Source organism: Amycolatopsis iheyensis (assembly GCF_024703995.1).
Taxonomy (GTDB): Bacteria; Actinomycetota; Actinomycetes; order Mycobacteriales; family Pseudonocardiaceae; genus Amycolatopsis; species Amycolatopsis iheyensis.
Genome location: NZ_JAMXQV010000011.1, coordinates 198305 through 224634, shown reverse-complemented (window position 1 = coordinate 224634; position 26330 = coordinate 198305). Strand labels below are relative to the sequence as shown.

Sequence of the window (26330 nt, the reverse complement as noted above, 5' to 3'; positions counted from 1 at the left end):
GGGCAGCGCGACGCCGGGACCGGGATCCGACCCGGCCGGGCGCGGTCGGCCGGTCGGAAAGACTGTGTGGTTCGGAAACGCGGTGGTTTCGCATGGTTTTCGCCCCTGGGGTACGTCGGACGCGCGCGAGGGCGTCACGAGACGTGAAAGAGCCACGGATTACGTACTGGAGCAGGGGATTCGCGGCGTGCGCGAGCGTCCAGTTGATCTTGTTTTGGACGCAGTTCTCCCCGGCTGCCCGGTCGGGGGTCAGTCGGGGGAGGTGGTGGGCAGGGCTGCTTCCCTGCCCGCGCCGTCGACCTCGTGGTCGCGGCTGGCGCCGATGAGCTTCAGCTGGGTGGTGGTGACGTCGTCGGTGTGGACGGCGAACGGGTGGCGGGCACCGCCCGGGCCGTCGTGCCCGGGGGCCGCGCTGGGCGCCGGCGCGCTCGGGGCGCTGGTGCCGCCGGGCAGGCCCGGCGTCGAGTCGCCGCCGCCACCCGAGGCGTGGACGCCCGAGTCGCGCGGCTGCTCCTGCTTGGCGGGCAGCGTGTTCTGGTGCTCGACCAGGTGCACCACCGCGACCCGCGAGGTCTGCTGCGGCGGCTGGGCCGCGGGCTGCTGGACCGGCGCGGTCTCGGTGGCGGCGGGCGTGGTCTGCGTGACGGCGGCGGTCGTGGTGGCCGGGAGCGTCACCGTGACGCCGCCGGAGTTCGAGCCGCCGTTGAGGATCGGGTTCAGGATGTCGTCGAGCGGGAGCACGACGGGCGCGTCCGGGTTGTCCGCGGGCGGCTGCGTGAGCGGCGCGAGCACGGTGTGGGACAGCGTGGTCGTGACCGCGCCGACGGTGTGCGTGACCGTGGTCAGGGTGCCGCCGACGACGTTGAGGACGCCGCCGGCGAGCCCGCCGAGCAGGCCGCCGCCGGACTGCGTGGCCTTCGTGGTGGTGGTGGTCTCGCTGTCCGTTGTGGACTTCGTCTTCGCCGTGGACTGCTTCTGGACGCTCTGCTTCTGCGCGGCCGGCTGCTCTTCGGTCGTCGAGGTGGTCGAGGTGGTCGAGGTTTCGGGCTCGTCCTTCGGCTGCTGCGCGCAGGTGGTGTCGCGGTGACCGCGGTGGTGGCCGAGCGACAGCAGGCCCTTGTGCTCCACAGTGGACGCGGCGGTGTGCTGGCACGCGGTGGCCGGCTCGGCGGCGGCCGCGGTGCTGCCGGACAACGCGCCGGTGAGCAGCCAGCCGGCCAGCGTCAGACCACCGGCGACCGCGATCTTGGCGGCGGGCCGCTGCAGCGCCGCGGTCCAGGCGCGTGGAGCGCGTGCTTCACCCGGAGTGAGCGCAGGTCGTGCGGGGGCGCCGCGGCGCACGTTTGCCGTGCTGCTCACCGCCACCACCACCGTCCGCGCCTGAGCCTCTCGCGACGAACGCTCGAGACTGATCTTGCTGGGGTCTTTCTCCGGCCAGGTCGCAGTTCCCCCGGGGCTGCACTCTTTCTAGCACCGCTCGGGAGTCTTTCATCTCTCCCGCTCCCGATCCAGCCCGTAAGGCGGAACGGCCCTACCGGGCAAGGTATCTGCGGCCGACGAGTTGATCACTCTCAGTGCCGTTCGGGCGTTCTGTTGCGGCCATTCGGAGCATTACTGCAACTTGCACTTTTGGCGCTGACCTGATGTTTGCCGGAGCAGCGTCGCGGTGGGTGTTGCCGCGTGCGCGCTCGGTACCGGATGGCCCACGATCACCCGGAAGTCCGGAATGTGGGACGCGGACGGTCGTCAGACGAGTTTGCGCAATCGGGTGATGGCTTCGTCGATGACGTCGTTGCGCTTGCAGAACGCGAAACGCAGCAGGTGTTTCCACTCGTCCGGGTGATCGGTGAACACTTTGACGGGAACCGCGGCGACGCCGACCCGTTCCGGCAGCTCCCACGCGAGGTCGGCGGCGTCGGTGAAGCCGAGCGGCCGGACGTCGGCGCAGACGAAGTACGTGCCCGCCGTCGGCCGCACCGCGAAACCCGCGTCGGCGAGCCCCGCCGAAAGCCTGTCCCGCTTCTCCTGGAGGCTCTCGCGCAGCCCGTCGACCCAGGGCAGCTCGTGGTCGAGCGCGTGCGCGACGGCCGGCTGCAGCGGCCCGCCCGAGACGAACGTGATGAACTGCTTCGCCGCCTTCACCGCCGCGACCAGCTCCGGCGTCGAGCAGACCCAGCCGATCTTCCAGCCGGTGCAGTTGAACGACTTGCCGGCGCTGGAGATGCTGACCGTCCGCTCGCGCATGCCGGGCAGCGTGACGAGGGGGATGTGCGCTGCGTCGTCGAACACCAGGTGCTCGTAGACCTCGTCGCAGATGGCGATCAGGTCGTGCTCGACGCACAGCGCCGCGAGTGCTTCGAGCTCGGCGCGGGTGAACACCGTGCCGGTCGGGTTGTGCGGCGAGTTGACCAGGATCGCCCGGGTCCGCGGCGTGACGGCGGCACGCAGCCCGTCGACGTCGAGGCCGAAGCGGCCGTTCTCGCCTTCGACCAGCCCGACGACCTTCCGCTCGGCGCCCGCCATCGCGACCGCGGCGGCGTAGGAGTCGTAGTAGGGCTCGATGACGATGACCTCGTCGCCGGCCTCGGTCAGCGCGATCAGCGTCGCCGCGATGGCCTCGGTCGCGCCCGCGGTGACGAGGATCTCCGTGTCCGGGTCGTACTCGGTGCCGTAGCGCAGCCGGTGCCGCGCGATCGCCGCCCGCAGCTCGGGCCGCCCGGGCCCCGGCGGGTACTGGTTCGCGCCGCCGAACAGCGCGTTCTTCGCCGCGTCGAGCATGCCGGCCGGGCCGTCGGTGTCCGGGAAGCCCTGGCCGAGGTTCACGGCGTCGTGCCGGACGGCCAGCGCCGTCATCTCGGCGAAGATGGTCGCGGTGAACGGCCGGAGGCGGGGGACGAGAGCAGGTTCGCGCACGATCACCCATCCTCACGGACAATGGTGATGTGGAGCAACTGACCCCCGCCAAGGTGACCCCGGCCGATCCGCCGGGTGGTGCCGCCGGAGAAGCGGAAAAGCGGCGCGCGCTGCGCAAGATGAAGCTGGTCGCGCTGTCGTTCCTGCTCGGCGCGACGCTCGTGTTCCTGCTCACCAGCTGGGCGCAGTCGGCCGGCTGGCCGGGCTGGGTCGGCTACGTGCGCGCCGCCGCCGAAGCCGGCATGGTCGGCGCGCTGGCCGACTGGTTCGCCGTCACGGCGCTGTTCCGGCACCCGCTCGGGCTGAAGATCCCGCACACGGCGATCATCCCGAACAAGAAGGACGCCCTGGGCAACAGCCTCGGCGAGTTCGTCGGGTCGAACTTCCTCTCCGAGGAGGTCATCCGCGACAAGATCCGGCGCGTCGAGATCGCGCGGCGGCTGGGCGGCTGGCTTTCGCAGGAGGAGAACGCGGAGCGCGTGACGTCCGAGGTGGCCACGATGGTCCGGGCGGCGGTGAAGGTGCTCCGCGACGAGGACGTCCAGGCGATCATGGAGCAGGCGGTCGCGCGCCGGATCATCGACAAGCCGTGGGGTCCGCCGCTGGGCAAGATCCTGCAGGGCGTGTTCGCGGACGGCGCGCACCACAAGCTGGTGGACCTGATGTGCGACCGCGCGTACGAGTGGGTCCGCGACAACCACACGGCGATGCTGCGCGTGGTGTCGGACCGGGCGCCGAGCTGGTCGCCGAAGTTCGTCGACGAGATGCTCGCGGACAAGGTGTACGGCGAGGTGCTGTCGTTCGCGTGGGCGGTGAAGACCGACGTGAACCACCCGATGCGGCTGGCGCTGGACAAGTTCCTCGGCGAGTTCGCCCAGGACCTGCAGACCGACCCGGACGTGATGGCCCGCGCCGAGCAGGTCAAGGGGCAGATCGTGCACCACGAGGAGGTCCAGCGCCTGATCGGCTCGGCGTGGAGCACGGCGAAGGAGATGCTGCTGACGGCGGCGGAGGACCCGTCGAGCGAGCTGCGCCGCCGGGTGCGCCTCGGCCTGATGTCCCTGGGCTCCCGCCTGGTTTCGGACGACCAGCTGCGGGCCAAGGCGGACGGCTGGGTCGAGGGCGCGGCGGCGTACCTGGTGAAGAACTACTCGGGCGAGATCACGACGATCATCACCGACACGGTCGAGCGCTGGGACGCCGAGGAGACGTCCCGCAAGATCGAGCTCCAGGTGGGGCGTGACCTGCAGTTCATCCGCATCAACGGCACGGTGGTCGGCGCACTGGCCGGGCTCGTCATCTACGCGGTGGCGGAGCTGCTGTTCTGAGCCTGGGCGTATACCACACCTGGGGGAGCCTGAAACCAGTTGTCCACAGGAAGCTGAGTTATCCCCGGGGTTATCCACAGGTTTTCACGGTGATGGCCTAACGAGTGTCCACAACGTGTGGGGGGTGGGGATGGCTCGGGCGTGGATATGTGGTGATCCGGCGGGGAGTTGTCCACAGCCGTTCGAGGGCCCGCCGCTCGGATGAGAGCGTCCGCCGTCGCGAGGGGTTCAGCCGGTGGCCGCGCGGGCTCGCCAGCCCCGCGCTTTCTCGCGGTTTCCGCACACCCGCATCGAGCACCACGTGCGTGACCGGTTGCGGGACTCGTCGTAGAACGCCCACAGGCACGTGTCGGCCGGGCAGATCTTCAGCCTGATCCAGTCGCCGCGGACCACCAGCCGCGCGCAGGCCGCGAACACCGCGCCCACCACGTCCTCGGCCATCAGTGCCGGGCCGTCGTCGGTCAGGGAGATGCGGGTGCCGACGTCCAGGCTGCCGCCCGGGAGGCGGGGGTCGCCGATCGCCGCGCGCAGGGCGTCGCGGGCCGCGCGGGCTTCGGGCGCCGGGTTGGGCGTCAGTGCGTGCCCCTTCGCCCAGACTCGCCACTGCCCGGGATCTTCGAGCAGGTCAGTGCCCTCTTCGACGTTGACCGTGTTGAGGAACTCCACCACGAGGGACGCGTCGGTGTGCACCGAACCAGTGTACGGCGAAGGGTGGTTGCCCCCGCGTGCGCTAACCCACATAATCAGTTGACTGGTTACTCACGATCGAGAGGAGCGACGATGAGCGCGGTGCCGACCCTGGGTGTGGTGGCCCTCGACTGCCCCGACCCGGTGGCGCTGGCCGGCTTCTACCGGGCGGTGCTCGAGTGGGGCGCGCCCGAAGTCGCCGAGGACGGGCACTGGGTCACCCTCGCGAACCCCGCCGGCGGCGCGGGCATCGCCTTCCAGCGCGTGCCCGACCACCGGCCGCCGGACTGGCCGTCCGCCGAGAACCCGCAGCAGCTGCACCTCGACCTGAACGTCACCGACCTGGAGGCGGCGCACGAGCGCGTCCTCGGCCTCGGCGCGAAACTGCTGGACGACGGGCCGGAGACCTTTCGCGTCTACGCCGATCCCGCGGGCCACCCGTTCTGCCTCTGCGCCTGCTGAGCCGTTTATGCGTAGGCTCTGATGTGTGATTTGTCCGAAGTGTCAGAACCAGATGCGCACCGTCGACAAGAACGGCGTCCACATCGAGCAGTGCGAGGGCTGCCGCGGGATCTTCCTGGACCGCGGTGAGCTCGAAGCGATCGCCGGTGCGGAGAGCTCCTTCTACGGTCACCAGCCGCCGCCCTACCAGGGCGGACACGGCCGTCCCGACTCGCCGCGGCCGTACCGCGGCGGCTACCCGGATTCGCCGAAGGGCTACCGAGGTGGGTACGCCGACTCGCCGCGGCCGCACCGCGGTGGGTACTCGGACTCGCCGAGGCCGTACGGGCACGGCCACCGCAAGCGCGGCTTCCTCGAGAACCTCTTCGACTGAGGTGGTTCTCGACCTGCGGATCTGCCCGGCGTGCGGCGACCGGGCGGACCGCCCGGTCGTCTCCGGCAGCACGCTCGAATGCGTGCGCTGCGGGCACGCGTGGCCGTTCCGGAAGCTGCCGCTGTTCGCGCTGACCGGCCCGAGCGGCGCCGGCAAGTCGACGCTCGGGCCGCTGCTGGCCGCCCGGTTCGGCGGCGAGGTCGTCGTGCTGGAGCAGGACGTCCTGTGGACGGGCGAAGACGTCGAAGGCTTCCGCGCGACCTGGCTGCGGATGGCGGCGATGCTGCACCAGAACGGCCGCCCGGTCGTGCTGTGCGGGACGGTCGCGCCGCCGGAGTTCGAGCCGCTGCCAGAGCGCGCCTTCTTCAGCGACGTCCACTACCTGGCGCTGGTCAGCAGCCCCGAGTCGTTGCGCAAACGCTTGCGGGCGCGCCCGGCGTGGCGGGAGTGGGACGAGCCGCGGATCGAAGAGATGCTGGAGTTCACCGAGTGGCTCCGGAAGTCCGCGCCGGAGCTGGGCGTCGACGTCTTCGACACGACCGAAGCTTCGCCGGAGGCCGCGGCCGACCACGTCGAGAAGTGGATCCGCGCCCGCCTGCCCTGACCCCAAAGCGGCACTTTCATAGGGAAAGTGCCGCTTCTCAGCCGAGGGGCCAGGTGCGGCCGTCCGGGGAGTCGAGCCAGAAGTGCTGGTGCTCGCCGTCCACCGTGACGCCGAAGCGGTCGCGGTCCGGCTTGCCCAGCTCGCACCACTCGACGTACGCCGCCTCCGCCAGCTCCCACAGCGCGCGCGGGCCGCCCTGCGCGACCTCGTCCGCGCCGCCGCGCTTGCGGTGGTGGACCCACGAGCCGTCCGGGTGGAGCAGCGAGACGCTGTCGTCGGCGTGGTCGCGGACCGGGCGGACGCCGGGCAGGGCCAGGCCGGCGAAGAACTCGAACTTCTCGCGGGGCTGCAGGACCGTCGACATCGGCAGCCGCGTCTGCTCCCAGTCGTCGCGGGCCGGGCGGGGCCGGGGCGCCGCGTCCGGCAGCCGGTGGGCGCGCAGCGGCATGAACCGGCCGTCGCGGGCGAGGACGTGGCCCTGGCCGCTGCCGTCTTCGCCGGCCACCAGCCGGACCAGCCCGGCGCCGATCGGCCGGTTCAACGTCGTCACGATCAGGCCGCCCGGCCGGGTCTGCGCCAGCCACGCCGGCGGGATCGACGACACCGAGGCCGTGCACAGCACCCGGTCGAACAGCATGCCGGCCGGGAAGCCGAGCGCGCCGTCGCCGACCGCGCACGCCGGGCGGTAGCCCGCGGCCGCCAGCCGCTCCTGCGCCTGCGCGACGATCGCCGGGTCGATGTCCACTGTGGACACCTGGCCGGCGCCGCAGCGGTGGCACAGCAGCGCGGCGTTGTAGCCGGTGCCGGTGCCGATCTCGAGCACGCGCTGGCCGTCGCGCACGCGCAGCTCCTCCAGCATGATCGCCATGATCGAGGGCATGCTCGACGAGCTCGTCGGCGTGCCCGCGACCGGGCCGGTGCGCCGGGCGAGGTCCCATCGGTCCGGGTCGTCGTCGAGCTGGGTGATGAGGACGTCGCGGGAGTAGACGGTCTCCAGCCAGCCCGGGTCGTCGCGGTCGACCGCCGCCCACAGCCCGCCCGCCGGCGCGAAGAAGCGCGGCAGGAAGACGTGGCGGGGCACCGCGCGGAAGGCGTCGATCCACTCCGGGGCGTGCAGGACGTCCTCGTCGAGCAGGTGCTCGACGAGGCGCCGCCGCAGCCGGGCCGAGCGCGTCATGGGACCAACTTAGCGGGTGAGCACCACCACACCCGATAGTTGCAAGCAGAGTGCTTGCAATAGCTAGCACTCGGGCGTACCGTCGGAATGGTCGCGAGGAGGTGACCGGATGACAGACACCGGTGGGACGCAGCCAGGATCCGGCAGCCCCATGGAGAAGGTCGCGGACATCGCCTCCGACATCGGCGAGTACATCCGCCAGCAGCGCAACACCGCGAAGATTTCGTTGCGCCAGCTGTCGAAGCTCGCCGGAGTGTCCAACCCGTACCTGAGCCAGATCGAGCGCGGGGTGCGCAAGCCCAGCGCGGAGATCCTGCAGCAGATCGCCAAGGGTCTGCGCATTTCGGCGGAAGCGCTGTATGTGCAGGCCGGGATCCTCGATCTGCCGACGGGTGGTCCGGTGGGCGACGCGATTCGCGCCGACGCCGAGCTGACCGAACGGCAGAAGCAGGTCCTGCTCGACGTCTACGAGTCCTTCCGCAGGGAGAACGCCGCGGCACGGCCGGCCGCCGAATCCCCCACCACAGACACCAAGCCAGCCGCAGACACCAAGGAGTCAGCATGACCACGCCCAAGACCGAAGACGTCAAGAAGGCCGTCACCACCGCCCTCGACCAGGTCCGCACCCCGCTGCTCGCCGCGCTCGGCGCCGGCAACCTGGCCGGCCAGGCCGTCACCGACGCCGTGGCGAAGGCCCGCGAGAACGTGACCAAGGGCAGCGAGACCGCCCGCAAGAACCTGCAGGAGCTGCCGACCGACGTCGAGAGCCTCCGCGAGAAGCTGGACCCGGCCGAGCTGCGCAAGGTCATCGACGAGTACACCGAGGCCGCGCTCAAGCTGTACAACAAGCTGGCCGAGTCGGGCGAGCAGGCGTGGGACAAGTTCTCCGCGCAGCCGCAGGTCAAGAAGGCCATCGAGCAGCTCGAGGAGGCCCTGGCCGGCGCGCAGGGTCAGGTCGAGGGCGTCACCAGCGAGGTCCGCGAGCGCGTCGACGGCGTGCTGGGCACCTTCACCAAGCGCACCCGCTCGGTCGGCGAGAAGACCGCCCGCAAGGTGACCGAGGTCGCCGGCGAAGCCGCCGACGCCATCGAGGAGCTGGGTGACGACGTCGCCCACGAGACCCGCTCCGCGAGCCGCAAGGTCGCGAACAAGACCGCGCCGAAGACGGCCACCCCGGCCCGCCGGACGACGACCAGCACCACCAGCGCCGCCGCGAAGAAGCCGGCCGCGCCGAAGACCGACAAGTGAGCAAGCGGGCCGGCTCCCCGAGCGGCCGGTGACCGGAACTTCGAGGTCATCCGGCCGTGACGGTGGCCGGCCCGCCACTCACCGGCACCGCGGCAACGCCGTGCGCACCCCGGCCCCGCCCCCGTACCCCGGTGGCGGGGCCGGGGTCGTGTGGGCGGTTTGCCGTAAGCTGTCGTCGTGCTAGTCGCCATCTGGATCCTCACCGTCATCCACTGGGGCAGCGCGCTGGCAGGCCTCTTCGCCTTCGTGCACGCGCTGCTGCAGCGTGCCGACGCCTACTCGGCCGCCGATCGGAAGACCAAGCCCATCTGGATGTTGATCACCGGCGGCGCGACGCTCGCGATGGTGCTCTTCTACCCGGATCCCTACAGCCCGGGCCTGATCTTCTGGGTGCCCGCGGCCGCGGCCTCGATGGTCTACCTCGTGGACGTCCGGCCGAAGCTCATCGAGGTGCAGCGCGGCGGCTCCACCTGGTAGCTAGGGTGTTGGCGTGACCTGGACGATTGCCGGGAGCCTCACCGTCGTTCCCGCCCCCACCCGCACCGACCTGCTCGCCGAACCCGTCGCCAAGGCGCTCGCCGCCGTCGCCGCCCCGGATGCCGTCGGCGTCACGGAGATCGACCCGGCGCTCGCCGACACCGCCGCCTTCTGCGAGACCTACGGTTCGCCGCTCGAAGCGTCCGCGAACTGCGTTGTCGTCGCCGGCAAGCGCGCCGGTGAAGTCCGCTTCGCCGCCGCCCTCGTGCTCGCGACGACCCGCGCCGACGTCAACGGCGTCATCAAGCGCCGCCTCGACGTCCGCAAGGCGTCGTTCGCGCCGATGGACGAAGCCGTCTCACTGACCGGGATGGAGTACGGCGGCATCACGCCCGTCGGCCTGCCCGCCGACTGGCCGATCCTCATCGACAAGGCCGTCGCCGACGCCCCCGAACTCGTGATCGGCAGCGGGATCCGCGGCAGCAAGCTGCTCATCTCCGGCGCCGCACTGGCCGCGCTGCCCGGCGCCGAGGTCATCGAGGACCTCGCCAAGTGACCTCGGTCTGGCTCCGGTACCTGACCGGTGCCGACATCGACTCGCTCGGCATCACCGACGCCGACATCGTCGGCGCGGTCGAGGCCGTGCTCGCCGACCACGGCCACGGCCGGGTCGTCTTCGAGCCGCGGACGCACCTCGTGCCGGACAACGGCGGCAAGGGCCACTTCAACATCCTTCGCGGCCACCTTTCCTCGAAGCAGGTCAGTGGTGTGAAGGTCGTCGGTGACTTCGTGGGGAACTTCGAACGGGGCCTCCCTTCGGAAATGGCGTTGATCCTGCTGCTGGACCCGGACACGGGCATGCCGCGGGCGATCGTCGACGGCACGATGATCACCGAGGCCCGCACCGGCGCGATGACCGCCGTCGGCGCGAAGCACCTGGCCCGCCCGGACTCCCGGGTGCTCGGCCACATCGGCGCCCGCGGCACCGCCTGGTGGAACGTCGTGCTGCTGGACTCGCTGTTCGACTTCGCCGAGATCCGCGTGACCAGCAAGCGCCCGGAGTCCCGCGAAGACTTCGGCCGCCGGCTGTCGGAACGGCTCGGCAAGGACGTCCGCGTCTGCGCCACGGCCGAGGAGACCCTGGACGGCGCGGACATCCAGGTGGAGGCCTCCCGGCTGACCGAACCCGAAGCGCTGGTGCGCCGCGAGTTCCTCCGGCCGGGCACCTTCCTGGTGCCCTACGGCACGATCAGCGCGCTGGAGCTCACGCTGCTCGACGACATCGACAAGGTCGTGGTCGACGACTGGCGCGAATCGCAGTCCGGCAACCCGCGGTTCGGCGCCCTGCGCCCGCAGCTCAACGCCGGCCTGCTCACCGCGGACGGGGTCCACGCCGAGATCGGCGACGTCGTGGCCGGGAAGAAGCCGGGCCGCGAGCACGACGCCGAACGGATCCTGTTCTGGCACCGCGGACTGTCCACAACGGACTTGGCGGTGGCGGACATGATCCTCGCCCGTGCCGAGGCTTCCGGCGTCGGCACCATGCTGCCGTACCGATGATCGTCACCGGAAGCGAGTTCGCCGACGGTGAACGGTTGGTTCTGGCCAAAGCGCTGGTCACAGCCCTGCGGGAGCGCCGCCAAGCGCTCTTGACGGCGCTCGAAAAGCGCGAGAAGCCGGTCTACGGCGTCAACACCGGCATGGGCCGGCTGGCCGGGATCGCCCTCGACACGCGGCAGCAGGCCGAGCACCAGCGCAACCTGCTGATCGGCCGCGCGGTCGGCGGCCCGCCGTGGCTGCCGCCCGAGGACGTCCGCGCGCTGCTCGTCGTGCGGCTGCGCGACTTCCTGCAGCCGTGGTCCGGCGTCAGCCCGGAGCTGGTGGGCTTCCTGGTCGACCGGATCAACGACGGCTTCACCCCGGCCGTCCCGCGGTCCGGCCTCGGCAGCTCGGGCGAGATCATCCCGCTGGCGCACGCGTTCCAGACCTTCCTCGGCATCGGCACGGTCCTCGAGGACGGCGTCGAGATCCCGGCCGCCGACGCGCTCGCGAAGCGCGGCGTCGACCCGTACGTCCTCGGGCCCAAAGAAGGTGCTTCGCTGCTTCAGGGTTCTCCGCTGGCCGTGACGCACGCGCAGCGCGGGTTCGCGGAAGCCCGGCGGCTCGTCGAGCTGCAGACGCTCACCGAGGCCATGGCCATCGACGTCCTCGGCGCGCCCCGAGCGGTGTTCGACCCGGTGATGGCGGGTGGCGACGACCACCTGCGAACCACGTTGCAGCGCCTGAACGACCTGGTCGGCGCGGGTCCGGTGCGCGACGGAGTCGTGCAGGCGCCGCTCTCGGTCCGGGTCGCGCCGCGGGCGCTGGCCCACGCGGCCCGCGTCACCGGGGAACTGGACGAGGCCCGGCGGCGCTGGCAGACGATGCCCGGCGACTCGCCGTCGTTCGTCGACGGCGACTTCGTCCCGGGCACGGCGTACCACGCGATCGACCTCGGCCTGCGGATGGACGCGGTGACGGCGGCGCTGGTCCACCTCGGCGAGATTTCCGTCCAGCGCCAGCACCGGCTGCTCGACGAGCGCTTCAGCGGGCTCCCAGCCCAGCTCACGACGGATCCCGGCCCGCGCGCCGGGCTGGTCCCGCTGCACAAGCGGGCGGTTGGCGAGCTGCACGCCCTGCGCCGGCTCGCCACGCCCGCGACGCTCGGTTCGATCGACACCTCCGCGGGCCAGGAAGACGTCCAGGCGTTCGCGTGGGCGGCGGGGGAGCAGCTGCGCGAAGCGGCGAAGCACCTCTTCGCGATCACGGCGTGCGAGCTGGTCACGGCGTCCCAGGCGCGGCACCTGGCCGGCGACCGCGGCGCCCTGGACTACGCGTGGGTCCGGGCGGTGGTGCCGCCCGTCGAAGAAGACCGGCCGCTCGGTCCCGAAGTCACCAGACTGATCTCTCGATTGAAGTGACGCAGGTCACATTCGAAGCTGTCGAGAAGCCGTCAACGGCTGCGTCCCCGCTGTGTCATTCCGACCGGCACAAGGGAGAGACCGATGCAGCAGGACAAGATCGACGAGATCCTGAACCACAAGTACAGCCAGGAGCTGCTGGCGCGTGACCTCGGCCGGCTGGCGTTCACCGCCCTTGACGGCACCCCGCGGGTGATCCCGATCGGCATCTACTGGAACGGCGCCGAGATCGTCATGTGCACCTCGAAGAACGCGCGGAAGCTGGAGATGCTGCGCCGCAGCCCGGCGGTCGCGCTGACGATCGACACCGAGGTGCACCCGCCGAAGATCCTGACGCTGCGCGGCGAGGCCGAGCTCGACGTCGTCGACGGCATCCCGCACGAGTACCTCCAGATGAACGGCACCTACCAGATGACGCCGGAGCAGCGGGTCGAGTGGGAGGCCAACGTGCGTGCCCTCTACGACGGCATGGTCCGGATCGTGCTGAAGCCGACCTGGGTCAAGCTGACCGACTTCGAGACCACGTTGCCCGGCAACGTCGCGGAGCTGATCGAACAGCAGGCCGCCGCCGCTAGCCTGGGCGCGTGACGAGCATGCGCATGGAAAACGTCGGCATCGTGGTCGAGGACCTCGACGCGACGGTGGCTTTCTTCCTCGAACTCGGCCTGGAAGAAGAGGGCCGGATGATCGTCGACGGCCAGTGGGCCGCCCGCATCTCCGGGTTCGACGAGATCGACCTCGACGTCGCGATGCTGCGGACGCCGGACGGCGAGAGCCGGCTCGAGCTGATGTCCTTCCGCACCCCGAAGGCCGTCGGCCACCAGCCGGACGCACCCGCGAACACCCACGGCATCCGGCGGATCCTGTTCTCCGTGCCCGACGTCGAGGACGTTCTGGCCCGGCTCCGGAACCACGGCGCCGAGCTCGTCGGCGAGCTGACGAGGATCGACGACAGCTTCCTGATGTGTTACGTCCGCGGTCCCGAGGGGATCATCGTCGCGCTGGCCGAGAAGCTCGGCTGAGAGGGGCATCGAAATGGCCAAGTACTTGCTGCTCAAGCACTACCGAGGCGGTCCGGCGGCGGTCAACGACGTCCCGATGGAGAAGTGGACGCCCGAAGAGATCTCCGCGCACGTCCAGTACATGCAGGACTTCGCGACGCGGCTGCGGGAGACCGGCGAGTTCGTCGAACACCAGGCGCTCGCCCAGACCGGCACGTACGTCCGCAGCGACGGCGAGGGCCGCCCGCCGGTCACCGACGGTCCCTTCGCCGAGACCAAGGACCTCATCGCCGGCTGGACGGTGATCGACGTCGACAGCTACGAGCGCGCCCTCGAGCTGGCCGCGGAGCTGTCCGCCGCGCCCGGGTTCGGGGGGAAGCCGGTGCAGGAATGGCTGGAGCTGCGCCCCTTCTGGGGTCCGATGCCCACCATCACCGAGTGACTGCCCGCCTGGACGAGGCTCTGCTGCGCAGCCTCACCCCGAGCGTGCTCGGCATCCTCGTCCGCCGTGGCGCCGATTTCGCGGCGGCCGAGGACGCCGTGCAGGACGCGCTGGTCGAGGCCGTCCGCACCTGGCCGGCCGACCCGCCGCGCGACCCCAAGGGCTGGCTGGTCACCGTGTCCTGGCGGCGGTTCCTCGACACGACCAGGGCCGAGACGGCCCGCCGCCGGCGCGAGGAAGTCGTCGACGAAGAGCCGGCACCGGTCTCCGGCGTGGACGACACGCTCCAGCTGTACTTCCTGTGCGCGCACCCGTCGCTCAAGCCGTCGGCCGCGGTCGCGCTCACCCTGCGGGCCGTCGGCGGGCTGACCACCCGGCAGATCGCGCACGCCTACCTGGTGCCGGAAGCGACCATGGCGCAACGCATCAGCCGCGCCAAGCGCACGATCGCCGGGGTGCGGTTCGAGCAGCTCGGCGACGTCACGACCGTGCTGCGCGTGCTCTACCTCGTGTTCAACGAGGGCTACTCGGGTGACGTCGACCTCGCGGCCGAGGCCATCCGGCTCACCCGGCAGCTCGCGGCGGCGAGCGACCACCCCGAGATCGCCGGGCTGCTCGCGCTGATGCTGCTGCACCACGCGCGGCGGGCGTCGCGGACCGCGGCCGACGGCAGCCTGGTGCCGCTCGCCGAGCAGGACCGGCAGCGGTGGGACACGAAGGCGATCGAGGAGGGCGTCGAGATTCTCCAGGCGGCGCTCGCCCGCGATCGGCTGGGGGAGTTCCAGGCCCAGGCGGCCATCGCGGCGCTGCACGCCGACGCGCCCACCGCCGAGGAGACCGACTGGGTGCAGATCGTCGAGTGGTACGAAGAGCTGGTGGCGCTGACCGGCAGCCCGGTCGTGCGGCTGAACCGCGCGGTCGCCGTCGGGGAGGCCGACGGGCCGCGCGCCGGGCTGGCGGCCCTGGCGCAGCTGGACGGCTCGCTGCCCCGCCACACCGCGGTGGCGGCCTACTTCCACGAGCGCGACGGCGACCTGACGACGGCGGAGCGGCTCTACGTCGAGGCCGCGGGCCAAGCCGCCAACCTCGCCGAGTCCGACTACCTGACCCGGCAGGCCGCCCGGCTCAACGCGCGACTTCGCTGATGTGGCGCCAGGTTTCGGCGGACACGCTGAGCGTGCCGGAAGTCGGGGCCTTGGAGTCGCGAACCAGGATCGTGCCAGAGGTGAAGGCGACCTCGACGCAGTCGCCCTGCTGTCCATCGCCAGAGCTGTAACTGCTCTTGCGCCAGCGCAGGTCGGGCACGGCCGTTCGCCTCCAGTCAGATTTCGTCGATCACCTGCCGGATCAGCCGGGTCGAGTCCGGCTCGTCGTACGCGAGATCGGCGAGGTGACGGAAAGCCAGCCTAGCAGCGTTGACCTCCTTGGCTTTCTCGAACTGAAGCGAGCCGAAGCCGTGCTCGATGTAGGCGATGTCCGGTTCCTGGAGGCGCGTGTAGCTGAGGATCGTGAAGCTGCCGTTCCGCCCGGAGTGGCTGCCGTGGTTGGTCGGCACGACCTGGACCGTGACGTTCGGCAGCTCCGCACGTTCGACGATGTGCTCGAGCTGTGCGCACTGCTCGTCCGGGAGCAGATCGGGGCGGCGGAGCACGGACTCGTCGATGATGGCGTGGAGCTTGAGCGGCTCCTCGTCGGTGAGCCGGGTCTGGCGGCGCAGGCGGACCGCGATCTCGTTCTCCAAGCGGCGACCGGACATCGGGTCACGCGCGCCGGCGAAGGTGGCGCGCATCCCGGCTTCGGTCTGCAGCAGCCCGGGCACGTAACCGAGCTGGTACGTGCGGACTTCGTCGGCGTCGGCCTCGAGGGAGATGTAGCCCTTGTCGTTGAGGCCGTAGGCGTGCCACCAGCCCTTCTCCCAGGCCCGATCGTACTGGCGGACCCAGTCGTCGTAGTCCGAGACGATCACGCCGTAGCGGTCGAGCAGCCCCAGGAAGCCGTTGTAGTCAGGCAGGTGCCCCATCTCGATGCGGCTCATCTTGTTCTTGTTGAACCGCAGGGGCGCGCCCGCTTCGACCTGGGTGAGTCCCGCGTCTTCACGCAGCCTTCTCAGCTTGTTCGCGAGCAGTCGCTTGCGTGCGTTCGGCTTGTTGCGCTCCACACAACGGATCGTAAGATGTGACTGCGCAGGGTGAGATTCCTACGACCCGCGGGGGGCGTTCTGCAGGGCCAGACCTCGGGGTGTGGCCAAACGGGTGACGAGCGCGAAGGCGCCGTCGCACACCAACGCCAGGATCACCGCGGCCAGACCGCCCGCGAAGATCTGGCCGTAGCCCTGCGCGCCGAGCGCGAAGCCGTCGACGATGTAGCGGCCGAGGCCACCGCCGTCGTTGACGATCGCGCCGATCGCGACCGTCGCGATCAGCTGCAGGAACGACACCCGCGCGCCGGCCAGGATCACCGGCGACGCCAGCGGCAGCTCCAACCGCAGCATGATCTGCCACTCGCGGTAGCCCGTGCCGCGGGCCGCGTCGACCGTCTCCTGCTCCAGGGACACCACGCCCGCGTACGTGTTGGTGAACAACGGCGGCATCGCCAGCGCGACGAGGGCCAGCAGCAGCGGCCAGAACGTCGTGTCCCACTCCCAGCGGCTGGCCAGGAACCAGAACAGGATGATCAGGCCGAAGCTCGGGATCGCGCGGCCGATGTTCACCGCGCTGCTCGCCAGGAACGCGCCCTTGCGGTAGTGGGCGAGCCAGAGCGCGGCCGGGATCGTCAGCACCGCCGCGATCGCCAGCGCGAGCAGGGAGAACCGGAGGTGTTCGAGGGTCCGGTACGGAACGCCGGCCTTGTCGGTCCAGCTCCAGCGGTTCGGGTCCGCGAGCCACGCGTTCAGCTGGTCGAAGAAGCTCATCGCGCCCGCACCTTCCGGGTCCAGGGCGCCAGCAGGCGCTCGCTGAGCCAGAGCAGCAGGTCCACGACCACCGCCAGCACCACCGACAGCCCCACGCCGACGATGATCTCCGTCGGGTTCGGGGTCGCCGTCTGGATGCCGTGGCGGATGAAGTAGCCGAGGCCGCCGAGGCCGAGCATCGACGTCACGGTGACCAGGCCGATGGTCGTCACCGCGGCGACGCGCAGCCCGGCGATCACCACCGGCAGCGCGAGCGGCAGCTCGATCTGCCACAGCAGCCGGCCGCGCGTGTAGCCCATGCCGATGGCGGCTTCGCGGACTTCGTTCGGCACCTGGTCGACGCCGGTGACGATGTTGCGGACCAGGATCAGCAGCGTGTACGTCGCCAGCGGGATCACCGCCGTCACGAACGACAACCCGAAGAACGGCACCAGCACGGCGAAGGCGCCGAGGCTCGGGATGACGTACAGCGCGCCGGCGGCGCTCAGGACGAACCCGTAGGACCAGCGGAAGCGCAGGGAGAGCAGGGCCAGCGCGATCGACACGACCAGGCCGATGCCCAGCGCGACGGCCGTCAGCGAGATGTGTTCACCGAGGCGCTGGACGATGTCGTCCGCGTTCCGGTCCACCCACTTCCACTGGAAGATCGGCGGCCCGCTATCGGCGGCCAGCGGGGTCACGTGCACCGGGCGACCCTACCCCGTTCGGGCGGCCGGATTCCGCAGAATGGGAATTCTGGACCCTTTCTCTCACCATGTGGAAGGTTGTCGGTGGCCGGGGCTAGGGTCCTTTCGTCTGTTGGAGTGACGAGGGAGTGGGATTCGTGCGCTGGTTCCGGAACGCGTCCGTGGTGGCGGTGGCCCTCGCGGCAACGCTCGGCTTGGCCGCCTGTGGCGGCGGGGACGACAAGCCCGCCGCGGCGGGCAAGGGTGGGGCGCCGATCGTCGTCGCGTCCTTCAACTTCACCGACAGCCAGATCCTGGCCGAGATCTACGCGCAGGCGCTGGAAGCCAAGGGCTACCCGGTCACGCGCAAGCTGAACCTGGGGTCGCGGGAGCTGATCTACCCGTCGCTGAAGTCCGGTGAGCTGCAGTTCATCCCGGAGTACCAGGGCGCGGCGATCACCACGGGCTTCGGCAAGGAAGCCGGCAAGACCGCGCAGGAGGAGCACGAGCAGCTGGCCAAGCTGTTCGAGCCGAGCGGGATCTCGCTGCTGAACTTCGCGGCGGCGGAGGACAAGAACACCTACATCATCAAGTCCGACCTGGCCAAGGAAAAGGGCATCGCGTCGATCAGCGACCTGAAGAAGCTCGACAAGGTCGTCATGGCGGGCCCGCCGGAGTGCGAGAAGCGGCTGCCGTGCTTCCAGGGCTTCAAGGACGTGTACAAGCTGACGAACGCGACGTTCCAGACGATCCAGGAAGCGGGCCCGCGGGTCGAGCAGCTGAAGTCGGGCGCGGTCACGGTGATCCCGGTCGACTCGGTCAGCCCGCTGACCGGTGACTCGAACTACACCGTGCTGAAGGACGACCTGAACATCGTCCCGACGGAGAACGTGGTGCCGGCGGTCACGAAGAAGGTCGTCGACGAGCGCGGCGCCGACTTCGCGAACGCGGTGAACGCGGTGAGCGCGAAGCTGACCACGGACGTGATGCGGGACCTGAACAAGCGCGTCGACTCCGACGGCGAGAAGGCCGCCGACGTCGCGAAGGACTGGCTCTCGCAGGCCGGTCTCTAACCTCCTGCCGCAGTGGTCGTGAGTGTTCAGGGCGGTTCTAACCGCCCTGAACACTCACGACCGGCCTTGGACCACCCAGGCTCGGGCCGAGAGCGGGATCGAGCCGTCCGGGCCGGTCGGCAGCCTGCTGCGCAGCAGCTCGCGGACCTGGTCCCGGCGCGCCCCCGGCAACGTCGCGAGGTACGCCGGGGCCGGGCCCTGCGCGCCCAGGAACGGCCGCCAGTAGTCGTCGAAGTTCGCGAACACGGTCGGGATCTTGACCTCGCCCACCGACACCGCGCCGAAGCCCGCCTCCGTCCACAAGCGACCGAGCGGCTCCGGGCGGCACAGCGTGAACTTGCGGCCTTCGTCCAGCTCCGCGACCCGCGCCGGGTCCAGCTCGGCCGCCGCCTCCCAGAAGTGGCGAATCAGCTCCATGCCGTCGGACAGGTCCCAGACGTACGCCGCCGCGACACCGCGCGTCACCCGGGCGATCTCCGCCGCGGCCTTCGTCGTGTCGGGCACGAAGTTCAGCACCAGGCCCGACACCACGACGTCGAAGCTGTCGTCGTCGAAGGGCAGCTCCCGGGCGTCGGCGACTTCGAACGACGCACGCGGGTCGGTCACCGCGGCGCGGGCCGTCGCCAGGAAGCCTTCGGACGGGTCCACACCGACGACCTCGACGGGATCGGCCGCGGCCAGCACCGCCGACGTCAGCGCGCCGGTGCCGCAGCCGACGTCGAGCCAGCGACGGCTCGCCGGGACGTCCAGCTGCCGGACGAACGTCGCCGCGACGCGCCGGCTCCACCGTCCGATGTAGGCCTCGTACGCGTCGCCCGTCTGCCACATGAATGGGAGTACAGCACAAAACTCCCAGGTCAGCCGTTAGCCAGATCACCCGTCGCGACGGCGCCGGCCGCCTTCGCGCGGCGGAGGAAGTCGGTGATCAGCTCCAGCTCGGCTTCGCTGTACTCGTCGCAGATTTCGTCCAGCGCGGCGTTCATCCCCGCGTAGAGCCGGAACAGCTCGGCGTTGCGGCCGCGGACCGCGCGCACGGCGATCGCGCGCCGGTCGGCCGCGTCCGGGTCGCGCTCCCGGACGATCCAGCCGCCCTTCTGGAGCCGGTCGAGGATCCCGGTCATCGTCGCGGGGTGCAGCCCCGCGCTGCGGGCGAGGCTGCTCGGGCTCAGCGGGCCGAGGCGGGCGATCAGCTCGAGGCAGTCGAGGTCGACGTCCTTGAGCGCCAGGTTGCCGCTGACCTGGTGGTTCAGCAGCGAAAGCTGGTTCCGCAGGTCCCGCAGCGACTCCTTGACGGCCAGGGTCGACCGCCGCCGACGACGAGCGTCACCTCGCTCGCCATCTCCTACGGAACTCATATGATATGCTCCTCGTATCATCTGAACTTCAGGCACAAGCGTAACCCGGGGGAAGGGGTTTTCTCATGATCGTGCTCACCGGGGCGACCGGCTTGGTCGGCCGTCTCCTCGTCGCCGAACTCGAGGGCCGGGAAGTCCGCGTCATCACGCGCTCGCCCGGGGAGGCGGGCTTTCCGGCGGAGGTCGAAGTGGTCGAAGGCGACCCGCAACGGCCGGAGTCGCTCGAGAAGGCGTTACGCGGCGCCGATGCGCTGTTCCTCCACTCGCGTGCCGTCGGCGATGCGGCGTACGACGTCGTCGCGCTGGCGCGGGAGCTCGGTGTCGGCCGGGTGGTCGCGCTCGCCGCGGCCAATGTGGACGACCGGCCCGAAGCGCAGCCGTCGCGGTTCCGCGGCGACCGCAACAAGGAGGTCGACGAGGCGGCCGCGACGAGCGGCCTGGAGTGGGTCAGCCTGCGGCCCAGCTCGTTCGCGCTCAACGCGCTCACCGCGTGGGGCGGGCAGATCCGTGCGGGCGATGACGTCCGTTACGTGCACGCGGGGTTCGAGGAGTCGCCACTGCACGAACGCGACCTGGTAGAGGTGCTGGCCAAGGCGCTCGTCGAAGATGACCTGGTCGGGCGGCGCATCGATCTCACCGGCCCGGAGTCGTTGTCCCACCGGGAAATGGTCCAGCAGATCGGCGCCGCGCTGGGCCGGCCCCTGCGGTTCCACGAGATCCCGGCCCCGAGGGCGGCGGAGGGCATGCTGGCCGGCGGTCTCTCCGAACCGTTCGTCACCGCGATGATGGCCCGGTACGCCGCTCATCTCGCGCGACCGCAGTTCCCACCCACGCCGGACCTCGAGAAGATCCTGGGGCGACCGGCGCGCACCTTCGCCGCGTGGGCGGCCGACCACGCCGCCGAGTTCGGGGCGCGACAATGAAGCTCACGCTCGTCGCCGCGTCCGGGCGGACCGGCGGACACGTGCTCGACCAGGCTCTCGGCGCCGGGCACGAGGTCACGGCCGTGGTGCGGAACCCGGATGCCGTCACGGCGCCGGTCCGCATCGTCCGCGCGGACCTGACCGCGCCCGATCCGGTGGCGCTCAAGTCCGCGGTGGACGGTCGCGATGCCGTGGTTTCCGCGCTGGGGCCCCGGCACAACGGCGAGTACGGCGTCGCGTCGCGCGGCACCCGGGCCATCATCGAGGCGATGGTGGCGGCCGGGGTGCGGCGCCTGGTCGTGGTGAGCGTGGCCGGCATCTCGACGATCCCCACGCCGAGCCGCCCGAACCCGCCGAAGCGGGATCCGGGAGTGGGGTTCTTCACGCGGACAGTGCTCTCACCGCTGGCGAACCTGCGGTTGCGGAAGCACTACGAGGACGTGGCCTTGATGGAGCACGAACTCAGGGTGAGTGGCCTCGACTGGACGTCCGTGCAGTTGCCCCTGCTGACCGACAAGCCGCCGACCGGGCACTACCGGATGGCGTACGAGCAGAGCGTCCGCGGTGGCTTCCGGATCGCGCGGGCGGACGCCGCGCAGTTCGTCCTCCGCGTGCTCGGCATGCCCGAAACCGTGCGGCATTCCGTCGCCGTGGCCTACTGAGGGGAGGCCGGTGCGGTCGCTTCCTGGCCGGCGTCGTGCCCGGTTCGGCCTGGCGAACGGGTTTCTCGTGGTGAACGCCGCTGCCCTGGGGTGCGCGCTTGCGGTCTAGGGTCGACGCTGATCGCGTACCCCGGGCAAAGGAGTGAAATGGGAAAGGTCACGGCCACCGCGGAGCGCACCATCGACGCCCCGGCCGACAAGGTCCGCGCGCTCGTCGCCGACTACGCCGAAACGCGCCCGAAGCTGCTCACCGAGCACTACCGCGACTACGAGGTGACCGAGGGCGGCGTCGGCGCCGGGACGAAGGCCGGCTGGAAGCTGCAGGCGACGTCCAAGCGCGTGCGCGACGTCAAGGCGACGGTCAGCGAGCCGAAGCCCGGCACGCTGGTCGAGACCGACGCGAACTCCAGCATGGTCACCACCTGGACCGTCGCCGAAGCCGGGGAGAAGAGCTTGGTCCGCATCGAGACGTCGTGGGACGGCGCGGGCGGCATCGGCGGCTTCTTCGAGAAGACCTTCGCGCCCGGTGGGCTGAAGAAGATCTACGACGGCGTGCTCGGCAAGCTCGCCGAGATCGTGTGACCAGTCACAATCGGAATGCTCGCCCCGGTTAGCTCGTTGTCCCCGGTGGAATGCGGGGCGCTCGCCCCGCTTGAACGACCTCAAGGAGTTCGACGGTGAACGCACAGGCAACCGAAATCCGGCTGGCATCCCGCCCGCACGGCGTCCCGGCGCAGGAGAACTTCGCCATCGTCGACACCGAGATCCCGGCCCCGGGCGAGGGGCAGATCCTGGTGCGCAACCTGGTGATGAGCGTCGACCCGGCAATGCGTGGCCGCATGCGCGACGTGAAGTCCTACGCGCCGCCGTTCGAGGTCGGCGAGGTCATGTCCGGCGGCGCGGTCGGCGAGGTCGTCGAGTCCCATGTGGACGGTGTCGAGCCGGGCGACCACGTGCTGCACCAGGCGGGCTGGCGCACGCACGCCGTCCTCGACGCGAAGCGGTTCGTCAAGGTGGACGCTTCCGCCGCGCCGCTCTCGACGTACCTCGGTGTGCTCGGGATGCCGGGCCTGACCGCGTACGCGGGTCTGCTGGAGTCGGCGGAGTTCAAGCCGGGCGACACGGTGTTCGTCTCGGGCGCGGCCGGCGCGGTCGGCTCGCTGGTCGGGCAGCTCGCGAAGCTGAAGGGCGCCAAGCGCGTCATCGGCTCGGCGGGTTCGGCGGAGAAGGTGCGGCACCTGGTCGAGGACCTCGGCTTCGACGCGGCGTTCAACTACAAGGACGGCCCGGTCGCCGCGCAGCTGCACGAGGCGGCGCCGGAGGGCATCGACGTCTACTTCGACAACGTCGGCGGCGAGCACCTGGAAGCGGCCATCGACGCGATCAACCTGCACGGCCGGATCGCGGTCTGCGGCATGATCTCGCAGTACAACGCGACCGAGCCGACGCCGGCGCCGCGCAACCTCGCGCAGATCATCGCCAAGCGGATCACCATCCGCGGCCTGCTGGTGCTCGACCACTGGGGCCTGCAGCAGCAGTTCGTGAGCGAGATCGCGCCGCTGGTGAAGTCGGGCGAGATCAAGTACTCGGAGACGTTCGTCGACGGCATCCGCAACGCGCCGGAGGCGTTCCTCGGCCTGCTGTCGGGGGCCAACACCGGCAAGATGCTGGTCCGGATCTAAAGCAGTCCGGCCAGCTCCGGCAGCGTCGACGCGGTGTAGGTGGGCGCGGGCGAGCCGGGCAGCGGGCGCACACCGGGACGGGTGAGCAACGCCGTCTCGAGGCCCGCCGCCTGTGCGCCCGCGATGTCCCAGTCGTGCGCGGCGATCATCACGGCGCGTTGGCCGGGGTAGGCGTCGAGGACCTGCCGGTACGGCTCGGGCGCGGGCTTGAGCCGGCCGGCCTGCTCGGCCGAGAAGATCCGGTCGAAGAGCTTGGCCAGCCCCGAGTTCTGGAGCTGGGCTTCGGCGGTGGCGAGCGGCGAGTTCGTCAGGGCGACGACCGTGTGGTTCTTTTCGCGCAGCTTGGCGAGGCCTTCTTCGACGTCCGGGTGGGCGGGGAGGTTTCGGAGTCCTTCGCCGACCTTCGCGAGGTCGATGGTTTGCCCGTGCCGCGCGGCGACCTCGACGGCGGCTTCGCCGGCGATGCCCGCGAAGTCGCGGTAGCCGCCGGTCGCCGTGACGGTCAGGACGGTGTGGATCGCCAGCCCGAACCACTCGCGGCGTAGTTCGGGGCCGCCGACCAGGGGGTCCATCGCGGTGAGGTCGAGCAGGGTCTCGTTGACGTCGAACACGCACAGCATGCGGACTCCGGAGGTTCGAAGGTTGTCGTACCTCGTCGAAGGTACGACAGCTGCCGTACCATGTCCAGCATGCCCGGTGAACTTCCCGCCCCGCCGATGGCCGACGTCGACCTCGGCGCGGTCTTGTCCGCCCTGGCCGACCCCCACCGCCGAGCGGTGGTGCTGGAACTGGTGGCCGGCGACGGTGGGGAGCGCGCGTGCTCGTCTTTCCCGCTGCCGATCGCCAAGTCGACCCGCACGCACCACTGGCGGGTGCTGCGCGAGGCGGGCTTGGTGTGGCAGCGGGACGCGGGGAACGGAACCTTCGTGCGGCTGCGCCGGGAGGAGTTCGACGCGAAGTTCCCGGGGTTGCTCGATGTGGTGGCCGGGATCAGTATTGCCCGTTCAACGCCCGCTCGTTGAAACCCGCGTCCAGCTCCTCGGCCGAAGTCGGCAGGGACAGCTGGTCGCGCAGGATGGTCCCCAGCGTGGGCAGCGTCGAGCGGTCCGGCCACGTCGACGGGTCCCACAGCGACGACCGCAGGAACGCCTTCGCGCAGTGCATGTACAGCTCTTCCACCTCGATCACCACCGCGAGCCTCGGCCGCTTCCCCCGCACCACCAGCTCGTCGAAGAACGGGGCGTCCGACACCAGCTTCGCGCGGCCGTTGACCCGGAGCGTCTCGTTCATGCCCGGCACCAGGAACAGCAGCCCGGCGTGCGGGTTGTCGATGATGTTGCGGAAGCTGTCGATCAGCTTGTTGCCCGGGCGGTCCGCGAGCACCAGCGTCCGCTCGTCGAGCACCAGCACCGAGCCCGCCGGGTCGCCGCGGGGTGAGACGTCGCAGCTGCCGTCCGGGGCCGCTGTGGCCAGCAGCACCAGCGGTGAGTGCGCGATCAGCGTGCGGGCGTGCTCGTCGATGTGGCCGATGATCTTCCGCCGCGTGGTCGGCTTCGGCTCGCCGAACAGCTCGCGCAGCGCTTCGTGTGTGTCGATGTTTGTTTCGCCGGTCCCCATGACCCCAAGCTAGCGCGGACCACCGACAGTCCGGCCCGCGATCGCGATCCGCGCGGCCTCCGCCGACTTCGCCACCACCTGGTCCACCGAGTACCCGTGCTTCACGAACACGCCGTCGAGCTGGAACGTCCCGTAGCCGTGGGCCTGGGTGAACAGCTGCTCCATCAGCTCCAACGCGATCGCCGGGCTCGGGGCGACCAGCAGGCAGCGCATCAGGAACTCGTCGGTCAGGCGGCGGGTCTGCTCCAGCAGCTCCACGTGTTCCGGGCCGTGCAGGCCGTCGGCGTAGATGACGTTCATGCCCGCCCGGCGCTCGATCAGGTACCGCGTGTACGCGCCCGCGGCCGCGGCCAGGGCGTCCGCCGGATCCTCGTGCTCGCTCGCCGCCGCGGCGACGCGCTCGGCGAGCTGGCACGCGATGTTGCAGGCCACCTCCGCCAGCAAGCTCTCCCGCGTCGGGAAGTGGCGGTACGGCGCGCCCGGGCTGACCTTCGCCCGCCTGGCGACCTGGGCTACCGAGAAGCCCTCGAGGCCCTGCTCAGCGATCAGGTCGAGCGAGACGCGGACGAGCTCGCCGCGGAGGTCGCCGTGGTGGTACTTCCCGCCCATGACCTGGATCACATCTCCCGTTCGAAATATGTAAGACCCCTCTTACGTAGACATGTAAGAGACCTCTTACGAGGGCCAACGGTACTTGAACTTGGAGGGTTCCATGAGCACCACCACGCACGCCATCGCCGCTCCGGCGCCGGGCGCGCCGCTGGCGCCGACCACGATCGAGCGCCGTGACCTGCGCGCGGACGACGTGCTGATCGACATCGCCTACGCCGGCATCTGCCACAGCGACATCCACCAGGCCAAGGAGGACTGGGGCCAGGCGATCTTCCCGATGGTCCCGGGCCACGAGATCGCCGGCGTCGTCGCCGCGGTCGGGTCGGACGTCACGAAGTACCAGGTCGGCGACCGCGTCGGCGTCGGCTGCATGGTCGACTCCTGCGGCGAGTGCGAATACTGCCTGGCCGGCACCGAGCAGTTCTGCGTCAAGGGCAACGTCCAGACGTACAACGGCGTCGGCTTCGACGGCGAGAACACCTACGGCGGCTACAGCAACCAGATCGTCGTGAAGGACGCCTTCGTCTGCCGCATCCCGGAAGGCATCAGCCTCGACATCGCCGCGCCGCTGCTGTGCGCGGGCATCACCACCTACTCGCCGCTGCACCACTGGGGCGCCGGCCCCGGCAAGAAGGTCGCCGTGATCGGGCTCGGCGGGCTCGGGCACATGGGTGTCAAGATCGCCGCGGCGATGGGCGCCGAGGTGACCGTGCTGAGCCAGAGCCTCAAGAAGCAGGAAGACGGCCTCAAGCTCGGCGCCACGGACTACTACGCGACCAGCGACGAAGCGACGTTCGACGTCCTGCGCGGGAAGTTCGACGTCATCCTCAACACCGTGTCGGCCAAGCTGCCGATCGACAGCTACCTCGGCCTGCTGAAGGTCGGCGGCGCGATGGTGAACGTCGGCGCGCCGGGCGAACCGCTGTCGTACAACGCTTTCTCGCTGCTGGGCGGCAACAAGGTGCTGGCCGGCTCGATGATCGGCGGCATCGCCGAGACGCAGGAGATGCTGGACTTCTGCGCCGAGCACGGTATCGGCGCGGAGATCGAGACGATCTCGGCGGACAAGGTGAACGAGGCCTACGAGCGCGTCGAGAACTCCGACGTGCGCTACCGCTTCGTCATCGACGCCGCGACCATCGGGGCGTGAGCTCGTGA

Annotated in this window: 34 protein-coding genes; 21 read left to right on the top strand and 13 right to left on the bottom strand. The window is 70.5% G+C overall.

The window, feature by feature from the left end:
* Nucleotides 1–249: 249 nt before the first annotated feature.
* Nucleotides 250–1359, bottom strand: coding sequence for a hypothetical protein (locus M8542_RS21935; RefSeq protein ID WP_257922072.1), 1110 nt, complete (start codon nucleotides 1357–1359; stop codon nucleotides 250–252).
* Nucleotides 1360–1746: 387 nt separating this feature from the next.
* Nucleotides 1747–2913: a pyridoxal phosphate-dependent aminotransferase gene (locus M8542_RS21930; protein ID WP_257922071.1), complete on the bottom strand. Its 1167-nt coding sequence runs from the start codon at nucleotides 2911–2913 to the stop codon at nucleotides 1747–1749.
* A 29-nt stretch (nucleotides 2914–2942) separates the two neighbouring features.
* Here M8542_RS21930 and M8542_RS21925 point away from each other — a divergent pair, with 29 nt between their 5' ends.
* Nucleotides 2943–4241 (top strand): DUF445 domain-containing protein, encoded by a 1299-nt coding sequence (locus tag M8542_RS21925; RefSeq protein WP_257922070.1) that lies wholly within the window; start codon nucleotides 2943–2945, stop codon nucleotides 4239–4241.
* Between the two features lie 228 nt (nucleotides 4242–4469).
* Here the strand turns inward: M8542_RS21925 and M8542_RS21920 are convergent, their stop codons facing one another.
* Entirely contained in the window at nucleotides 4470–4931 is a 462-nt protein-coding gene (locus M8542_RS21920; RefSeq protein WP_257922069.1) for a CGNR zinc finger domain-containing protein, read from the bottom strand.
* A gap of 90 nt (nucleotides 4932–5021) precedes the next feature.
* Here M8542_RS21920 and M8542_RS21915 point away from each other — a divergent pair, with 90 nt between their 5' ends.
* From M8542_RS21915 to M8542_RS21905, 3 genes are read left to right on the top strand one after another with little or no spacing between them, the layout of a single operon-like run.
* Nucleotides 5022–5390 carry a VOC family protein gene (locus tag M8542_RS21915; protein ID WP_257922068.1) on the top strand — a complete coding sequence of 123 codons (369 nt, stop codon included), beginning with the start codon at nucleotides 5022–5024 and terminating at the stop codon, nucleotides 5388–5390.
* Between the two features lie 28 nt (nucleotides 5391–5418).
* Nucleotides 5419–5763: a TFIIB-type zinc ribbon-containing protein gene (locus M8542_RS21910; RefSeq protein ID WP_257922152.1), complete on the top strand. Its 345-nt coding sequence runs from the start codon at nucleotides 5419–5421 to the stop codon at nucleotides 5761–5763.
* A 1-nt stretch (nucleotide 5764) separates the two neighbouring features.
* Nucleotides 5765–6367 (top strand): P-loop nucleotide/nucleoside kinase family protein, encoded by a 603-nt coding sequence (locus M8542_RS21905; RefSeq protein WP_257922067.1) that lies wholly within the window; start codon nucleotides 5765–5767, stop codon nucleotides 6365–6367.
* Between the two features lie 37 nt (nucleotides 6368–6404).
* Here M8542_RS21905 and M8542_RS21900 read toward each other — a convergent pair whose 3' ends face one another.
* Nucleotides 6405–7544 (bottom strand): methyltransferase domain-containing protein, encoded by a 1140-nt coding sequence (locus M8542_RS21900; RefSeq protein ID WP_257922066.1) that lies wholly within the window; start codon nucleotides 7542–7544, stop codon nucleotides 6405–6407.
* Between the two features lie 151 nt (nucleotides 7545–7695).
* Here M8542_RS21900 and M8542_RS21895 point away from each other — a divergent pair, with 151 nt between their 5' ends.
* The 10 genes from M8542_RS21895 to M8542_RS21850 all read left to right on the top strand — a co-directional run bounded on the left by M8542_RS21895 (nucleotide 7696) and on the right by M8542_RS21850 (nucleotide 14817).
* On the top strand, nucleotides 7696–8109 hold the full coding sequence (locus tag M8542_RS21895) for a helix-turn-helix domain-containing protein (protein WP_257922065.1): 414 nt from the start codon (nucleotides 7696–7698) through the stop codon (nucleotides 8107–8109).
* The gene (locus tag M8542_RS21890; RefSeq protein WP_257922064.1) at nucleotides 8106–8792 is read left to right on the top strand and encodes a hypothetical protein; all 687 of its coding nucleotides are present in this window, start codon (nucleotides 8106–8108) and stop codon (nucleotides 8790–8792) included. Before M8542_RS21895 ends, M8542_RS21890 begins: the two co-directional genes overlap by 4 nt.
* A gap of 177 nt (nucleotides 8793–8969) precedes the next feature.
* Nucleotides 8970–9269, top strand: coding sequence for a DUF2516 family protein (locus M8542_RS21885; protein ID WP_257922063.1), 300 nt, complete (start codon nucleotides 8970–8972; stop codon nucleotides 9267–9269).
* A gap of 13 nt (nucleotides 9270–9282) precedes the next feature.
* The gene (locus M8542_RS21880; protein WP_257922062.1) at nucleotides 9283–9825 is read left to right on the top strand and encodes a YbaK/EbsC family protein; all 543 of its coding nucleotides are present in this window, start codon (nucleotides 9283–9285) and stop codon (nucleotides 9823–9825) included.
* Complete coding sequence (locus M8542_RS21875) at nucleotides 9822–10829, top strand: ornithine cyclodeaminase family protein (RefSeq protein WP_257922061.1); 1008 nt, start codon at nucleotides 9822–9824, stop codon at nucleotides 10827–10829. Before M8542_RS21880 ends, M8542_RS21875 begins: the two co-directional genes overlap by 4 nt.
* On the top strand, nucleotides 10826–12229 hold the full coding sequence (locus tag M8542_RS21870; RefSeq protein ID WP_257922060.1) for an aromatic amino acid lyase: 1404 nt from the start codon (nucleotides 10826–10828) through the stop codon (nucleotides 12227–12229). Before M8542_RS21875 ends, M8542_RS21870 begins: the two co-directional genes overlap by 4 nt.
* Nucleotides 12230–12313: 84 nt before the next feature.
* Complete coding sequence (locus M8542_RS21865; RefSeq protein WP_257922059.1) at nucleotides 12314–12817, top strand: pyridoxamine 5'-phosphate oxidase family protein; 504 nt, start codon at nucleotides 12314–12316, stop codon at nucleotides 12815–12817.
* 5 nt (nucleotides 12818–12822) lie between these two features.
* Nucleotides 12823–13251: a VOC family protein gene (locus M8542_RS21860; RefSeq protein WP_276586861.1), complete on the top strand. Its 429-nt coding sequence runs from the start codon at nucleotides 12823–12825 to the stop codon at nucleotides 13249–13251.
* A 13-nt stretch (nucleotides 13252–13264) separates the two neighbouring features.
* The gene (locus M8542_RS21855; RefSeq protein ID WP_257922057.1) at nucleotides 13265–13672 is read left to right on the top strand and encodes a YciI family protein; all 408 of its coding nucleotides are present in this window, start codon (nucleotides 13265–13267) and stop codon (nucleotides 13670–13672) included.
* Between the two features lie 8 nt (nucleotides 13673–13680).
* Nucleotides 13681–14817: an RNA polymerase sigma factor gene (locus M8542_RS21850; protein WP_257922151.1), complete on the top strand. Its 1137-nt coding sequence runs from the start codon at nucleotides 13681–13683 to the stop codon at nucleotides 14815–14817.
* On the opposite strand, the gene M8542_RS21845 is transcribed toward M8542_RS21850, so the two are convergent.
* Genes M8542_RS21845 through M8542_RS21830 form a run of 4 tightly spaced genes read right to left on the bottom strand, consistent with a single transcriptional unit; the run spans nucleotide 14798 to nucleotide 17269 of the window.
* Nucleotides 14798–14977: a DUF397 domain-containing protein gene (locus tag M8542_RS21845; RefSeq protein WP_257922056.1), complete on the bottom strand. Its 180-nt coding sequence runs from the start codon at nucleotides 14975–14977 to the stop codon at nucleotides 14798–14800. The genes M8542_RS21850 and M8542_RS21845 overlap by 20 nt on opposite strands.
* A 16-nt stretch (nucleotides 14978–14993) precedes the next feature.
* On the bottom strand, nucleotides 14994–15830 hold the full coding sequence (locus M8542_RS21840) for a helix-turn-helix domain-containing protein (RefSeq protein ID WP_257922055.1): 837 nt from the start codon (nucleotides 15828–15830) through the stop codon (nucleotides 14994–14996).
* 39 nt (nucleotides 15831–15869) lie between these two features.
* Nucleotides 15870–16583 (bottom strand): ABC transporter permease, encoded by a 714-nt coding sequence (locus M8542_RS21835; protein WP_257922054.1) that lies wholly within the window; start codon nucleotides 16581–16583, stop codon nucleotides 15870–15872.
* The gene (locus M8542_RS21830; protein WP_257922053.1) at nucleotides 16580–17269 is read right to left on the bottom strand and encodes an ABC transporter permease; all 690 of its coding nucleotides are present in this window, start codon (nucleotides 17267–17269) and stop codon (nucleotides 16580–16582) included. The genes M8542_RS21835 and M8542_RS21830 overlap by 4 nt, the downstream gene beginning before the upstream one ends.
* 137 nt (nucleotides 17270–17406) lie before the next feature.
* On the opposite strand from M8542_RS21830, the gene M8542_RS21825 reads away from it, so the two are divergent.
* A complete protein-coding gene (locus M8542_RS21825) occupies nucleotides 17407–18321 on the top strand; it encodes an ABC transporter substrate-binding protein (protein ID WP_257922052.1) in 915 nt (304 codons plus the stop codon).
* A 54-nt stretch (nucleotides 18322–18375) separates the two neighbouring features.
* Here M8542_RS21825 and M8542_RS21820 read toward each other — a convergent pair whose 3' ends face one another.
* Nucleotides 18376–19149, bottom strand: a complete 774-nt coding sequence (locus M8542_RS21820; protein ID WP_257922051.1) for a class I SAM-dependent methyltransferase — start codon at nucleotides 19147–19149, stop codon at nucleotides 18376–18378.
* Between the two features lie 29 nt (nucleotides 19150–19178).
* Nucleotides 19179–19676: a MarR family transcriptional regulator gene (locus M8542_RS21815; protein WP_257922050.1), complete on the bottom strand. Its 498-nt coding sequence runs from the start codon at nucleotides 19674–19676 to the stop codon at nucleotides 19179–19181.
* A gap of 65 nt (nucleotides 19677–19741) precedes the next feature.
* Between M8542_RS21815 and M8542_RS21810 the strand changes: the two genes are divergently transcribed.
* The 4 genes from M8542_RS21810 (at nucleotide 19742) to M8542_RS21795 (ending at nucleotide 22943) form a co-directional block, all read left to right on the top strand.
* Nucleotides 19742–20599 (top strand): SDR family oxidoreductase, encoded by an 858-nt coding sequence (locus M8542_RS21810; protein WP_257922049.1) that lies wholly within the window; start codon nucleotides 19742–19744, stop codon nucleotides 20597–20599.
* The gene (locus M8542_RS21805; protein ID WP_257922048.1) at nucleotides 20596–21261 is read left to right on the top strand and encodes an NAD(P)-dependent oxidoreductase; all 666 of its coding nucleotides are present in this window, start codon (nucleotides 20596–20598) and stop codon (nucleotides 21259–21261) included. Before M8542_RS21810 ends, M8542_RS21805 begins: the two co-directional genes overlap by 4 nt.
* Before the next feature lie 147 nt (nucleotides 21262–21408).
* Nucleotides 21409–21843 (top strand): SRPBCC family protein, encoded by a 435-nt coding sequence (locus tag M8542_RS21800; protein WP_257922047.1) that lies wholly within the window; start codon nucleotides 21409–21411, stop codon nucleotides 21841–21843.
* A gap of 95 nt (nucleotides 21844–21938) precedes the next feature.
* Nucleotides 21939–22943, top strand: coding sequence for an NADP-dependent oxidoreductase (locus tag M8542_RS21795; protein WP_257922046.1), 1005 nt, complete (start codon nucleotides 21939–21941; stop codon nucleotides 22941–22943).
* Here the strand turns inward: M8542_RS21795 and M8542_RS21790 are convergent.
* A complete protein-coding gene (locus tag M8542_RS21790; RefSeq protein WP_257922045.1) occupies nucleotides 22940–23563 on the bottom strand; it encodes a haloacid dehalogenase type II in 624 nt (207 codons plus the stop codon). The two genes, M8542_RS21795 and M8542_RS21790, sit on opposite strands and share 4 nt — an antisense overlap.
* Before the next feature lie 69 nt (nucleotides 23564–23632).
* On the opposite strand from M8542_RS21790, the gene M8542_RS21785 reads away from it, so the two are divergent.
* Nucleotides 23633–23965 carry an ArsR/SmtB family transcription factor gene (locus tag M8542_RS21785; RefSeq protein ID WP_257922044.1) on the top strand — a complete coding sequence of 111 codons (333 nt, stop codon included), beginning with the start codon at nucleotides 23633–23635 and terminating at the stop codon, nucleotides 23963–23965.
* On the opposite strand, the gene M8542_RS21780 is transcribed toward M8542_RS21785, so the two are convergent.
* Both M8542_RS21780 and M8542_RS21775 read right to left on the bottom strand, forming a co-directional pair.
* Nucleotides 23934–24560 carry a pyridoxamine 5'-phosphate oxidase family protein gene (locus M8542_RS21780; RefSeq protein WP_257922043.1) on the bottom strand — a complete coding sequence of 209 codons (627 nt, stop codon included), beginning with the start codon at nucleotides 24558–24560 and terminating at the stop codon, nucleotides 23934–23936. The genes M8542_RS21785 and M8542_RS21780 overlap by 32 nt on opposite strands.
* A gap of 9 nt (nucleotides 24561–24569) precedes the next feature.
* Nucleotides 24570–25169, bottom strand: a complete 600-nt coding sequence (locus M8542_RS21775) for a TetR/AcrR family transcriptional regulator (protein WP_257922042.1) — start codon at nucleotides 25167–25169, stop codon at nucleotides 24570–24572.
* Nucleotides 25170–25272: 103 nt separating this feature from the next.
* Here M8542_RS21775 and M8542_RS21770 point away from each other — a divergent pair, with 103 nt between their 5' ends.
* On the top strand, nucleotides 25273–26322 hold the full coding sequence (locus tag M8542_RS21770; protein WP_257922041.1) for an NAD(P)-dependent alcohol dehydrogenase: 1050 nt from the start codon (nucleotides 25273–25275) through the stop codon (nucleotides 26320–26322).
* The last annotated feature ends 8 nt before the right edge of the window (nucleotides 26323–26330 follow it).